This is a genomic window from Luteimonas suaedae, from assembly GCF_008312895.1.
In the GTDB taxonomy this organism is placed as follows: domain Bacteria; phylum Pseudomonadota; class Gammaproteobacteria; order Xanthomonadales; family Xanthomonadaceae; genus Luteimonas; species Luteimonas suaedae.
In genome coordinates this window covers 45,156-57,660 of record NZ_VSSP01000010.1, presented here as the reverse complement: position 1 = coordinate 57,660, position 12,505 = coordinate 45,156, and the positions used below count along the sequence as shown (strand labels likewise).

Here is a 12,505-nt window from a genome sequence, read left to right as displayed (position 1 = left end):
TTATGTACCTAATGGTAGGTAAATGATGCGCGCTTGAATCCGTGCGTCAAGGGATTTATGTTCAACTCGGTATGAAAAAGAACGTTCCATCCATGAGCGTCCGTGGCCGCCCACGCGGCTTCGACCGCGATGCCGCGCTGTGCGCGGCGATGCACGTGTTCTGGGAGCGCGGCTACGACGGCGCCTCGATCGGCGAGTTGACCGCGGCGATGGGCATCAACCGCCCGAGCCTGTACGCCGCCTTCGGCGACAAGCAAGCCCTGTTCGCCGAGGCCGTGGCCCGCTACGAGCAGGAAGAGAACGCCACCGCCCGGGCGATGCGCGAGCAGCCGACGGCGCGCGCGGCGGTGGAGGCGATGCTGCGCGACAACGCCGATGCCTACTGCAATCCCGCCACCCCGCCGGGCTGCCTGGTGGTGAACGCCGCCGCCAGCTGTGCACCCGAGCACACCGCCGTGCGCGCCCGCCTCGCCGCCAGCCAGCGCGCGGTATCCGAAGCACTGCTGCGCCGGCTGCGACGCGCGGTCGGCGAGGGCGAACTGCCGCCGAGCGCCGATGTCGGCGCGCTCGCCGGCTACTACGACGCGCTGCTGCAGGGCCTGTCGTTGCAGGCGCGCGCGGGTGCGTCGCGGCGGCGCCTGCAGCGGATCATCGACCACGCGATGCATGCGTGGGATGCCGCGGCGGACCCGAGCCCATGCCCGGAACGGTAAACTCCCAGGCCCGATCCGCCGAGGATTTGCCCTCCATGCGTTATCCCCCGATTCGATCCGGCCGCCTGATCCCCCTCATGGCGCTGTCGCTGCTCGCCCTGTTCGCCGCCGGCTGCCAGCGCGAACCCACTCCCGAAACCGCGGCCCCCACCGCCCGGCCGGAGACCGCCGTGTCCACCGAAGACCGCGACGAACATTCCTACGCCGAGCCGGAGAAAGTCGTCATCGACGATCTGGCGCTCGACCTGGCGCTCGATTTCGACAGCAAGACCCTGGCCGGAACCGCCACCTACACGCTCGACTGGAAGGACGACGGCGCGACCCAATTGGTGCTCGACACCCGCGACCTGACCATCGAACAGGTGGAAGGCCAGGCCGACGGTGGCTGGCAATCCCTGCAGTACACGCTCGACGCGCCCGACGCGCTGCTCGGCAGCCGGCTGGTGATCGAGACCCCCGAGCGCAATGCCATGGTGCGCGTGACCTACCGCACCTCGCCCGAGGCCTCGGGCCTGCAGTGGCTGGAGCCGTCGATGACCGAGGGCGGCGAGCTGCCCTTCATGTTCAGCCAGTCGCAGGCGATCCACGCCCGCAGCTGGGTGCCGCTGCAGGACACGCCGTCGGTGCGCTACACCTACAGCGCGAAGATCGCCTCCCGCCCGGACGTGATGGTGCTGATGAGCGCCGACAACGACCCGGCCGCGGAACGCGACGGCGATTACACCTTCGGGATGCCGCAGAAGATCCCGTCCTACCTGATGGCGATCGCCGCCGGCGACCTGGTGTTCAAGCCGATCTCGCAGCGCGCCGGCGTGTGGGCCGAGCCGGCCACCGTCGACGCCGCGGTGGCCGAGTTCGCCGACACCGAGGAGATGATCCGTACCACCGAGCAGCTGTACGGGCCGTACCGCTGGGAACGCTACGACCTGCTGATCCTGCCGCCGTCGTTCCCGTTCGGCGGCATGGAGAATCCGCGGCTATCGTTCATCACCCCCACGGTGATCGTCGGCGACAAGTCGCTGGTGTCGCTGATCGCGCACGAGCTAGCGCACAGCTGGTCCGGCAACCTGGTCACCAACGCCAGCTGGAAGGACATGTGGCTCAACGAGGGCTTCACCTCGTACGTGGAGAACCGCATCGTCGAGGCGCTGTACGGCAAGGAGATCGCCGACATGGAATTCGTGATCGCGCGCGACGGCCTGCAGAAAGACCTCGCCGACACGCGTTCCGAGCTGCAGGTGCTGGCGGTGCGTCCGGGCGATGCCCGTGACCCCGACGACACCTTCGGCGCGGTCGCCTACGACAAGGGCGCCTGGTTCCTGCAGTTCCTGGAAGAGCGCTTCGGCCGCGAGACGCTCGATGCGTTCCTGCGCGGCTACTTCGACCACTTCGCCTTCCAGAGCATCTCCACCGCGACCTTCGTCGAGTACGCAAAGGCGGAGCTGCTGCCGAAGAAGCCCGACGCGGTGACCGAGGCCGAGCTGGAAGAGTGGCTGTACGAGCCCGGCATTCCCGCCTCGGCGCCGCAGGTGCTGTCGCCGCGCCTGGGGCTGGTGGATTCGGCGCGGCTGGCCTGGCTCGGCAGCGAACAGCTGCCGCCGCAGTCGATGACCGCGGACTGGACCACACAGGAGTGGATCCACTTCCTCGAGGGCATGCCGGAAACGTTGACCCTGGAGCAGATGTCGCAGCTCGACACCGCCTACAGCTTCTCCGGCACGCCCAACGGCGAACTGGCGATGCGCTGGTATCCGCTGGCGGTGCGCAGCGGCTATGCGATCGCCTACGAGCCGATGAGCGCGTTCCTGCAGCGGATCGGCCGTCGCAAGCTGATCATGCCGGTGTACGAGGCGCTGGCGCAGAGCGAGGAGGGGCTGGCGTTCGCCAGGCGCGTATTCGAGCGTGCGCGCCCCGGTTACCACCCGATCGCCACCGCGTCGGTGCAGAAGACCCTCGACGAGGCGAAGCCGAAGCCCGCTCCGGCGGTGACGCCGCCGGATGCGGCGGACGTTGAGACCGAGGCCGACAGCACCAGGCCGCAGGCGCCGTCGGCCGACTGAGCCATGGACGCCGCGACGGTCGCGTCGGTAGCCGGCGTCGCGGCGCTCGCCTGCGCGATCGTCCTGGCGTTCGCGCTGTGGCGCGATCCGTACCGGCTGGTGCGCGCCGAATACGCGCGCCAGCGCCGCGCACTCGGCCTGCGCCGGCACCGGCGCAGCATCGACGGCTGTACCTGGACCTGGGTCGAGCGTGCGGCAGCGCACGCCGACGCGCCGACCATGGTGATGCTGCACGGCTACACCGGCAGCAAGGAGAACTGGTACCGCCTGGCGGCACGGCTGCGCGACCGCTACCGGCTGGTCATTCCCGATCTTCCCGGCTGGGGCGACAGCCAGCGCAACGACGGCGACGACTACGGCTATGCCGCCGAGGCCGCCCGCGCCGCCGCCTTCATCCGTGCCGTCAGCGAGCGCCCGGTGGTGCTGCTGGGGCACTCGATGGGCGGCGGCATCGCCGCGGTGGCGGCCGCGCGGTACCCGGAATTGATCGACCGGGTCGCGTTGCTCAACGCCTCGGGCGTGGAGTTCGGCGAGAACCGCTTCGGGCTCGAGGTGCTCGACGGCGGCAATCCGTTCGGCGTCAGCGATGCGGCGTCGCTCGAGCGGTACCTGTCGCTGCTGTTCCACGATTGCAGCGCGCGCCCGCCGATCCCGTGGCCGGCTGCGCACGCGGTGATCGCGCACCGCCGCCGCGAGGGCGCATTCGAACAATCGGTGCTGGACCGCATCGGCCGTGGCGAGGCGCGCTTCCTGCCCGGCGAGGCGGCGGCGGACATCCGGCAGCCCGCGCTGCTGGTCTGGGGCGCGCAGGATCAGGTGATCGACCCCAGCGCGCTGAACCTGTTCGCGCAACGTATCCCGCATGCGCGCACACTGCTGCTCGAGGGCAGCGGCCACATGACCCTGATGGAACGACCCGATGCCGTCGCCGCCGCGGTGACGGCCCTGATCGAGGAGGCGAGACCCGCATGAATCTTCGCAATCCCACCCTGGCACTGTTGCTGGCGGCCCTGGCGCTGCCGGCCTGCGGCGATCCCGAGGCCGAGGCGCAGGCGCGCGCCGAAGCGCAGGCCGCCGCCAACGAACGCGCCGCCGGCGAGGCGGCTGCCGGCTTCGACGCCGCCGTCGCGGAGGAGAACTGGCCGCTGGCCAAGGCCCAGGCCGACGTGCTGCTGGCGCGCTTCCCCGATACCGAGGCCGCCACGCGCGTGCGCGCGCAGTTCGACGAGGTGAAGGCGAAGGCCGACGCACTGCGCGAGGACGCGCGCACCGCCGGCCTGTGGAGCTACAACGTGCAGGAAGTGAAGGGCGGGCAGCAGCGCTCGGCCGCAATCTACGCACGCGAGGACGTCGATACCGACGGCAGCGGCGCCAAACCGGTGCGGCTGATCTTCCGCGACCACCCGTCCTGGGGCCGCAGCAGCTACCTGGTGCTGCAGGCCGGCGATTTCGCCTGTGGCCGCGCCTGCCGGGTGCCGGTGACCGTCGACGATGGCGAACCGCGGCGCATGGCCGCCAACCGCCCCGACACCGACGAGGCGATCGCCATGTTCATCGAGGACGAGGCGGCGCTGTGGCGGATGACCGAGGGCGCGAAGACGCTGACGGTCGAGTTCCCGGTCAAGGCCGGCGGCACCCGCGCCGCGGTGTTCGAGGTCGGCGGCCTGGACCGCTCGCGGATGCCGGGCTGGGATTAGGCGCTCCCGCCTCCTGCAGAAGGGCCGTCCGCGAAGGTAGGGGCATTCGGCATGTGGGCGCGACGGGAGTCGCGATGCCTGCGGTCGCAATGCGGCGGCGCTAGGTTCCGCGCCGGGCGTGCGGTTCAGCGTCGGTCCGCCGCTCCCAACTGCCGGATCGCAACGATCTCGCCACGGGCATCGTAGCGCCGCTCGATGTCGGGGCGGCCGTCGCCGTCGCTGTCGAACGTGCCGCGGACCGGCAGCCCCCCTTCATAGACAATGCGTTTGATTTCGCGGCCTTCATGGTCATACCAGGTCTCGCGGAACAGCACGCCGGCGGTGGCCTCGGCCCGGTAGTCGATGCGGCCATCGCCGTCGTCATCGGTCGTGGTCTCGTGCCAGACGACACCGCGGTGGCGCACCCGTGTTTCCATGCGCCCGTCGAAGTCGTCGTCGTAGGTATCGCGGACCGGTCGCCCTCGCCAGTCGCTGAAATGCACCAGGTCCGGCGTGCCGTCGCCGTTGCGGTCGATCTCGATCCGCCGCAGGCGCTCGCCCGTGTGCACGTAGCTCGTCTCGACAATGCCGTCATCGTCCTCGTCCGCCGGCACGGTCTGCTCCGGGCCCACCAGCAGCAACCAGCAACCGCCGGCGCCCAGCAGCAGGCCCGCGCCGAAGGTGGCCGGAAGGGAGACCCGGCTGCGCACCGGGGCCGCAGCCTGCGCACCGGAGGGAGCCTCCTCCGCATCGGTGAGTCGTTCCGGCACGGCCCGCTCCCAGTCCAGAACAATCGCGCGCGCGCGCGGTGCGTCCGGCGCAGCTACCGTCACGCCGATCTGGCCGCTAACGGGAATCTCGCCCAGCGCGCCCTGCAGGTATTCGCCCTGGATGTGCGCGGCGATTCCCTCGCGCACGAGCAGCTCGCGCACCATGTGGGCATCGGCCAGGTGCGCAGCTTCGTAGATGCGGATCACGCGCCGCCTTCTACAGCGCGTAGCCGAACTGCTGGCGGAACTGCTCGGCGAATTCGGCGTAGTCGAAGCGCTGGTTCTGGGTGCCGGGGTGCTCGACCTTGAGCGCACCCATCAGGTTGGCGATGCGGCCGGTGGTCATCCAGTCGTAGCCGCCGGTGAGGCCGAAGATGAGCCCGGCGCGGAAGGCGTCGCCGCAGCCGGTGGGATCGGTGACGCGGCGCTCGTGCGCGGGCGGGATGTCGTAGACCTTGTCGCCGGCGCGGATGATCGCGCCCTTGGGGCCACGGGTGGCGATGTAGGCCTCCACCTTGCCGGCGATCTGCTCCTCGCTCCAGCCGGTGCGCTCCTGCAGCAGGTTGGACTCGTAGTCGTTGACGGTGACGTAGTCCGCCTGCTCGATGAAGTTGCGCAGCTCGTCGCCGTTGAACAGCGGCATCGCCTGGCCGGGATCGAAGATGAAGGGAATGCCGGCCTCGGCGAACTCCTCGGCGTTCTGCAGCATGCCCTCGCGCCCGTCGGGGCTGACGATGCCGAACTTCACGCCTTCCACGTGCTTCACGTGGTTCTCGTAGCTGCGCATCATCGCGCCGGGGTGGAAGGCGGTGATCTGGTTGTTGTCGTGGTCGGTGGTGATGAAGGCCTGCGGCGTGAACAGCTCGTCGATCACTTTCACCTGGTCCAGGCGAATCTCCATCTCCTCGAACCACTCCCGGTACGGGGCGAAGTCCTGGCCGACGGTCGCCATCGGGATCGGCTCGCCGCCGAGCAGCTTGAGGTTGTAGGCGATGTTGCCGGCGCAGCCGCCGAACTCGCGGCGCATCCGCGGCACCAGGAACGAGACGTTCAGGATGTGCACCTTGTCCGGCAGGATGTGGTTCTTGAACTGGTCGGGGAACACCATGATCGTGTCATAGGCCAGGGAACCGCAGATCAGGACCGACATCGGCGCAGCACTCGATTTTCGAAGCCCGCTAGGGTAGCGGCCCGGGCAGGGCGAGGCCAGCCGGGCGCCGGGCGGCAGATCCCCGCTGCCGACCGGACGCGGGAGCCAAGACGTGGGAGCGACGGGAAGTCGCGACACCGGGCTCGGCGGACGTCGCGACTTCCGTCGCTCCCACCGGGTCGCCCCCACCCGCCGCGCCGGAGCGGGCGGACGCCCGGGGCCTCGCCGGCCGGCCGCCCCTGCGGGCCGCCCCACTCACCCGCGCCCGTGCGCCCCGCATCCGCCCCACGCCCGAGCGCCTTTTTGCTAGGCTTGTCGGCTCCCGATCCCCTCCAACTTTCGATAGCGCCGGCCCTGCGCACGGCGCCCTGACGGACCCTATTCCCCGATGTTCAAGAAGTTCCGCGGCCTGTTCTCCAACGACCTGTCCATCGACCTGGGCACGGCCAATACCCTCATCTTCGTCCGCGGCCAGGGAATCGTGCTCAACGAACCTTCGGTGGTGGCGGTACGCCAGGACCGCGTCGGCGGCCAGAAGGCGGTCGCCGCGGTCGGCAGCGAGGCCAAGCAGATGCTCGGCCGCACCCCCGGCAACATCACCACCCACCGGCCGATGAAGGACGGGGTGATCGCCGACTTCACCTACACCGAGGAAATGCTCAAGCACTTCATCCGCAAGGTGCACAAGTCGCGGTTCCTGCGCCCCAGCCCGCGGGTGCTGATCTGCGTGCCCTGCGGCTCGACCCAGGTGGAGAAGCGCGCGATCAAGGACTCGGCGATGGAGGCCGGCGCCCGCGACGTGTCGCTGATCGAGGAGCCGATGGCCGCGGCGATCGGCGCCGGCATGCCGGTGACCGAGGCGCGCGGCTCGATGGTGGTGGACATCGGCGGCGGCACCACCGAGGTCGCGGTGATCGCGCTCAACGGCATCGTCTACTCGCAGTCGGTGCGCATCGGCGGCGACCGCTTCGACGAGTCGATCATCAACTACGTGCGCCGCAACCACGGCATGCTGATCGGCGAGTCCACCGCCGAGCGGATCAAGCTGGAGATCGGCTGCGCCTATCCGCAGGAGCGCAACGTCGAGATGGAGGTCTCGGGCCGGCACCTGGCCGAGGGCGTGCCGAAGATGATCAAGATCGGCTCCACCGAGGTGCTCGACGCGCTGCGCGAGCCGCTGGCCGGCATCGTCGAGGCGATCAAGCAGGCGCTGGAGCAGACCCCGCCGGAGCTGTGCGCCGACGTCGCCGAGCGCGGCATCGTGCTGACCGGCGGCGGTGCGCTGCTGCGCGACCTCGACCGGCTGATCAGCGAGGAGACCGGCCTGCACGTGCAGGTCGCCGAGGATCCGCTGACCTGCGTGGCCCGCGGCGGCGGCCGCGCGCTGGAGCTGCTGGACATGCACGGCAACGAGTTCTTTGCCGCCGAATGAGGGGTGATTGGTGATTCGTGATTCGTGATTGGCAAAATCCTATGATGTTCCGCGCGATCTTCAGGTAGCCGCCTTCAGGTCGGCGGCGACTGCAACGAATCACCAATCACGAATCACCAATCACGGCTCGAAATGTCTTCCTATGCCAGTCCCGCCGCACCCCGTTCCGGCGATGTCGCCGGCACCCTGCGGCTGCTGGCCTACCTGGCGATCTCGGTGGCGCTGATCGTTGCCGACCATCGCGGTGACTGGCTCGATCGCGTCCGTGCCCAGGCGTCGGTGGCGATGCAGCCGGTGTGGTGGCTGGCGGGCCTGCCGTCGCGGCTGGGGCGCAACGTGCGCGAGGACGCCGTCACCCGTTCGCTGCTGGCCGAGGACAACCGCCGCCTGCGCAACGAACTGCTGGTCGGCAACGCGCGGCTGGCGCGGTTGCAGGCCGCGGCGGCGGAGAATGCGCGCCTGCGCGGACTGCTCGGCGCCGCCGAGCGCGGCGGCCTGGACGTGCAGCTGGCGCCGATCCTCGATGTCGATCTCGATCCGACCCGGCAGCGGCTGATGCTCAGCGCCGGCAGCCGCGACGGCGTGCGCAACGGCCAGTGCGTGATCGACGCCGGCGGCGTGGTCGGCCAGATCATCGAGACCACCCCGACCACCGCGACCGTGCTGCTGCTCACCGATCCCGACCACGCGATACCGGTGGTGGTGGCACGTACCGGAGTCCGCCTGATCGCCTACGGGCAGGGGCGCAGCGACCGGCTGCGACTGCCGAACGTCCCGCTGTCGAGCGACGTGGAGGTTGGCGACGAACTGGTCACCTCGGGCCTCGGCGGACGCTTCCCGGCCGGGTTCCCGGTCGGCAGCATCGCCGCGCTGGCACCCGACGACAGCCGTGCGTTCCTGGTCGGCGACGTGGCGCCGGCGGCGCGGCTCGATCGCGGCCGTGATGTGCTGCTGCTGCAGGACCTGGCGCAGCCGCCGGAGCCGGCCGGTGCGGGGAACAAGATGGATCGCGGCGACAGCCTGCCGGTCCTGCCGCCCGCCGATGCCTTGCCCGAGCCGCCGGATGCCGGCGCCGGAGAAGCGCGATGAGGCGTACCCGCAGCCACTGGCTGCTGCCGCTGAGCGTCCTGGTGGCGCTGCTGCTCGGCCTGCTGCCGTTGCCGGCGGGCCTGCAGCCGTTTCGCCCGTACTGGCTGGCGCTGGTCGTCGCCTACTGGGTGATCGAGGACAGCGGCAGCGCCGGCCTCGGCTTCGCCTTTCTGGTGGGCCTGCTCGGCGACCTGGCCTTCGGCGGCCTGCTCGGCGAGCAGGCGCTGCGGCTGACGATCATGGCCTTCATCCTGCAGCGCTTCCGCAACCAGCTGCGGTTCTTCCCGATGGCGCAGCAGGCGCTGGCGATCGGCGGGCTGCTGCTCAACGACCGCGTGGTCACGGCCGCGATCCACGTCGCCCTGGGCGAGCCGCAGCTGCCGTGGATGTTCTGGCTGGCGCCGGTGCTGGGCATGCTGCTGTGGGCGCCGCTGTTCGTGCTGCTGGACGCGCTCCGGCTGGTACGCAGGACGCGCTGACATGATGCCGGGTCGGCAGCGCAGGTTGCGTAGTCCACAGGTCGAGGCGGCGCGGTTCCGCGTGCGCGCGTTGCTCGGCTTCGTGGTGGTGGTGCTGGCGCTCGGTGGACTCGCGGCCTGGTATTTCCGGCTGCAGGTGCTCGAGCACAGCGACTATGCGCGCCAGTCGGAGGCCAACCGCATCAAGCCGCGGCCGGTGGTGCCGGGGCGCGGGCTGATCTACGACCGCCAGGGCCGCATCCTCGCCGACAACGTGCCGGCCTACCGGCTCGAGGTCACGCCCGAGGATGCCGGCAATACCGATGCGCTGGTCGAGGGGCTGTCGCAGATCTTCGCGCTCGCGCCCGAAGACGTCGCCCGCTTCCGCGAGGAGCGCCGGATCAACCGCGGTTTCCGCCCGATCACCCTGAAGCTGCGGGTAGAGGAGCACGAGGCGGCGCGCTTCGCGGTCGACCGCTGGCGTTTTCCGGGCGTCGAGATCGTGCCCTATCTCAACCGTCGCTATCCATACGGGCAGCTGTTCGCGCACGTGATCGGCTATGTCGGCCGTACCGACGGGAGCGACGTCGAGCGCTACGGCCGCGACCACATCCTGTTCCCCCACACCGGGCGCACCGGGATCGAGCGTTCCTACGAGGACCAGCTGCGCGGCAGCATCGGCTACGAGCAGGTCGAGACCAACGTCGAGGGGCGTGCGCTGGCCACCGTCGGCCGGCTGCCGGCGACCGCCGGTACCGACCTGCGGTTGAGCGTGGACCTCAAGCTGCAGCAGGCGATGGTGCGCGCGTTCGGCACGCTGCACGGCTCGGCGGTGGCGGTGGACCCGGCCAGTGGCGAAGTGCTGGGCATGGTCAGCCTGCCGAGTTTCGATCCCAACCTGTTCGTCAACGGCATCTCGCACGCCGACTACCGCCGGTTGATGGACGATCCGGCCAAGCCGCTGTTCAACCGCAATGTGCTCGGCGGCGGGCCGCCGGGTTCGACGATCAAGCCGTTCGTGGCGCTGGCCGGGGTCGACAGCGGCATGCGCAGGCCGGAGGACAGGGTGTTGTCGACCGGCGAGTTCTTCATCCCCGGGCAGAGCCGCGGCTATCGCGATGCCGGCAGCGGCGGGGGCTGGGTCGACCTGCGCGACTCGATCTCGCGTTCGATCAACTATTACTACTACAAGCTCGCCTACGAGATGGGGATCGCGCGCTTCGCCGAATACATGGCGCGCTACGGTTTCGGGCAGCCGACCGGGATCGACCTGGTAGGCGAGAATCCCGGCGTGGTGCCGTCGCCGCAATGGAAGGCCGGGCACAGCCCCGAGCCCTGGTACCCCGGCGAGACGGTGATCGCCGGCATCGGCCAGGGCTACTGGATCGCCACGGCGCTGCAGCTGGCGCGCGGCACCGCGGCGATCGCCAACGGCGGCGAGCTGCATCCGCTGCGCCTGGTCGCGAGCCGGCGCGAAGGGTATGACCAGCCGTGGCAGGCGATGACGTCCGCCGCGCCCGGGCGCATCACCGACGATGCCGGGCACCTGCGCGCAGTGCAGGAGGGCATGGTCGCCACCATTCACGGGCGCGGCACCGCCACCGCGCTGGCGCGCGACGCCGAATACACGATGGCCGGCAAGACCGGTACCGCGCAGCGGGTGGGGCGGCGCGGCAATGCCCGCGTGGATCCGCGCTCGCTGCCCTATCACCTGCGCCACCAGGCGCTGTTCGTCGGTTACGCGCCGGCCGACAATCCCACCATCGCGCTGGCGGTGACGGTCGAGCATGGCGGCTACGGTGGCGTCGCCGCGGCGCCGATCGCGCGCAAGATCTTCGACGCCTGGATCCTGGGCGAGATGCCGGAGCTCGAGGAGCGGGATGCGGACGCCGTCGTTGCCGCGGCCGAACGCCGGAGCCCGGAAACGGCCGGGGACGCAGCCTCTGCGCTGGCTTCCGCCGCGGCCCCGCAGGCCGGCGACGCCGGAGCCGGGGTCGCGGTCCCATGAGCGTGATCCTGCGCTGGCTGCTGGACCTGGTCGCGCGCTTCGTTCGCACGCTGGACTGGCCGTTGTGCGCGGCGCTGGTGATGCTGATGGGCATCGGCCTGGCGGTGCTGTACAGCGCCAGCGGCCAGAACAGCCAGATGGTGCTCGCGCAGGCGGTGCGCTACGGCGTCGGCCTGGGCGCGATGTGGCTGCTCTCGCGGGTCACGCCGCTGCGCCTGCGCAGCATCACGCCGGCGGTCTACGGGCTTTCGTTGCTGCCGCTGCTGCTGGTGCTGTTCATCGGCACCGGTCGCCATGGCAGCCACTGGATCGACCTGGGCGTGTTCTATTTCCAGCCGGCGGAGCTGATGAAGCTGAGCCTGCCGATGATGGCGGCCTGGTACCTCTACCAGGCCGGTACGCCGCCGCGCATCGGCCATGTGCTGGTGTGCGCGCTGGTGATCGCGGTGCCGACCGGGCTGATCATGCTGCAGCCCGATCTGGGCACCGCAATGCTGGTCGCGGCCAGCGGCGCCTTCGCGCTGTACCTGGCAGGACTGTCGTGGTGGTGGTTCGCGGCGGCGGGCGGCGTGGTCGCCGCGGCCGCACCGGCGGCGTGGTTCTGGTTGCTGATGCCCTACCAGAAGGATCGGCTGCTGACCTTCCTCGATCCCGGGAGCGATCCACTCGGTGCCGGCTGGAACATCATCCAGTCGAAGATCGCCATCGGTGCCGGCGGGTTCGCCGGGCAGGGCTGGGGGCAGGGCACGCAGTCGCATCTCAACTACGTGCCCGAGCACACCACCGACTTCATCTTCGCCGTGCTCAGCGAGGAGTTCGGCTGGCTGGGGGTGGTGGTGACGCTGGCGTTGTACCTGTTCGTCATTGGCCGCTGCCTGTGGATCGCCAGCGAGGCGCGCGACGGCTATGCGCGGTTGCTGGCCGGCAGCCTGGGGCTGGCGATGTTCGTCTACGTGATCGTCAACGGCGGCATGATCTCCGGCCTGCTGCCGGTGGTCGGCGTGCCGATGCCGCTGCTCAGCTACGGCGGCACCGCCGCGGTCTCGCTGCTGGCCGGCATGGGCGTGGTGATGTCGGTGCACGCGCACCGGCCGGTGCGGGGGTGAGGCCTGAGAGCGAGGAGTGAGAAATGAGGGGTGAGAAACGAGA

Annotated in this window: 11 protein-coding genes; 9 read left to right on the top strand and 2 right to left on the bottom strand. The window is 70.2% G+C overall.

The window, feature by feature from the left end; genetic code table 11:
* The first annotated feature begins 92 nt into the window (after positions 1-92).
* From FXO19_RS14410 to FXO19_RS14395, 4 genes are read left to right on the top strand one after another with little or no spacing between them, the layout of a single operon-like run.
* Positions 93-713 (top strand): TetR/AcrR family transcriptional regulator, encoded by a 621-nt coding sequence (locus FXO19_RS14410; protein ID WP_149195809.1) that lies wholly within the window; start codon positions 93-95, stop codon positions 711-713.
* Positions 714-748: 35 nt separating this feature from the next.
* A complete protein-coding gene (locus tag FXO19_RS14405) occupies positions 749-2,773 on the top strand; it encodes a M1 family metallopeptidase (protein WP_149195808.1) in 2,025 nt (674 codons plus the stop codon).
* A 3-nt stretch (positions 2,774-2,776) separates the two neighbouring features.
* The gene (locus FXO19_RS14400; protein WP_149195807.1) at positions 2,777-3,745 is read left to right on the top strand and encodes an alpha/beta fold hydrolase; all 969 of its coding nucleotides are present in this window, start codon (positions 2,777-2,779) and stop codon (positions 3,743-3,745) included.
* Positions 3,742-4,470, top strand: a complete 729-nt coding sequence (locus FXO19_RS14395; RefSeq protein WP_149195806.1) for a hypothetical protein — start codon at positions 3,742-3,744, stop codon at positions 4,468-4,470. Before FXO19_RS14400 ends, FXO19_RS14395 begins: the two co-directional genes overlap by 4 nt.
* 125 nt (positions 4,471-4,595) lie before the next feature.
* Here the strand turns inward: FXO19_RS14395 and FXO19_RS14390 are convergent, their stop codons facing one another.
* Together FXO19_RS14390 and FXO19_RS14385 are read right to left on the bottom strand one after the other, a co-directional pair.
* Complete coding sequence (locus tag FXO19_RS14390; protein ID WP_255516448.1) at positions 4,596-5,426, bottom strand: putative signal transducing protein; 831 nt, start codon at positions 5,424-5,426, stop codon at positions 4,596-4,598.
* A 10-nt stretch (positions 5,427-5,436) separates the two neighbouring features.
* Positions 5,437-6,369 carry a carbohydrate kinase family protein gene (locus FXO19_RS14385; protein WP_149195804.1) on the bottom strand — a complete coding sequence of 311 codons (933 nt, stop codon included), beginning with the start codon at positions 6,367-6,369 and terminating at the stop codon, positions 5,437-5,439.
* Positions 6,370-6,757: 388 nt separating this feature from the next.
* Here FXO19_RS14385 and FXO19_RS14380 point away from each other — a divergent pair, with 388 nt between their 5' ends.
* The 5 genes from FXO19_RS14380 (at position 6,758) to rodA (ending at position 12,462) form a co-directional block, all read left to right on the top strand.
* Positions 6,758-7,801, top strand: a complete 1,044-nt coding sequence (locus tag FXO19_RS14380) for a rod shape-determining protein (protein WP_149195803.1) — start codon at positions 6,758-6,760, stop codon at positions 7,799-7,801.
* 132 nt (positions 7,802-7,933) lie between these two features.
* Positions 7,934-8,890: a rod shape-determining protein MreC gene (gene mreC / locus FXO19_RS14375; RefSeq protein WP_149195802.1), complete on the top strand. Its 957-nt coding sequence runs from the start codon at positions 7,934-7,936 to the stop codon at positions 8,888-8,890.
* On the top strand, positions 8,887-9,369 hold the full coding sequence (gene mreD / locus FXO19_RS14370) for a rod shape-determining protein MreD (RefSeq protein ID WP_149195801.1): 483 nt from the start codon (positions 8,887-8,889) through the stop codon (positions 9,367-9,369). The genes mreC and mreD overlap by 4 nt, the downstream gene beginning before the upstream one ends.
* A 25-nt stretch (positions 9,370-9,394) precedes the next feature.
* Complete coding sequence (gene mrdA, locus FXO19_RS14365; protein ID WP_425481484.1) at positions 9,395-11,356, top strand: penicillin-binding protein 2; 1,962 nt, start codon at positions 9,395-9,397, stop codon at positions 11,354-11,356.
* The gene (gene rodA / locus FXO19_RS14360) at positions 11,353-12,462 is read left to right on the top strand and encodes a rod shape-determining protein RodA (RefSeq protein WP_149195799.1); all 1,110 of its coding nucleotides are present in this window, start codon (positions 11,353-11,355) and stop codon (positions 12,460-12,462) included. The genes mrdA and rodA overlap by 4 nt, the downstream gene beginning before the upstream one ends.
* The last annotated feature ends 43 nt before the right edge of the window (positions 12,463-12,505 follow it).

What these genes read in the sequence shown, in the direction of transcription:
- mreC (WP_149195802.1), top strand. Translation starts at nt 7,934, where the DNA reads ATGTCTTCCTATGCCAGTCCCGCCGCACCCCGTTCCGGCGATGTCGCC.
- rodA (WP_149195799.1), top strand. Translation starts at nt 11,353, where the DNA reads ATGAGCGTGATCCTGCGCTGGCTGCTGGACCTGGTCGCGCGCTTCGTT.
- FXO19_RS14400 (WP_149195807.1), top strand. Translation starts at nt 2,777, where the DNA reads ATGGACGCCGCGACGGTCGCGTCGGTAGCCGGCGTCGCGGCGCTCGCC.
- FXO19_RS14405 (WP_149195808.1), top strand. Translation starts at nt 749, where the DNA reads ATGCGTTATCCCCCGATTCGATCCGGCCGCCTGATCCCCCTCATGGCG.
- FXO19_RS14385 (WP_149195804.1), bottom strand. Translation starts at nt 6,369, where the DNA reads ATGTCGGTCCTGATCTGCGGTTCCCTGGCCTATGACACGATCATGGTG.
- FXO19_RS14395 (WP_149195806.1), top strand. Translation starts at nt 3,742, where the DNA reads ATGAATCTTCGCAATCCCACCCTGGCACTGTTGCTGGCGGCCCTGGCG.
- FXO19_RS14380 (WP_149195803.1), top strand. Translation starts at nt 6,758, where the DNA reads ATGTTCAAGAAGTTCCGCGGCCTGTTCTCCAACGACCTGTCCATCGAC.
- mreD (WP_149195801.1), top strand. Translation starts at nt 8,887, where the DNA reads ATGAGGCGTACCCGCAGCCACTGGCTGCTGCCGCTGAGCGTCCTGGTG.
- FXO19_RS14410 (WP_149195809.1), top strand. Translation starts at nt 93, where the DNA reads ATGAGCGTCCGTGGCCGCCCACGCGGCTTCGACCGCGATGCCGCGCTG.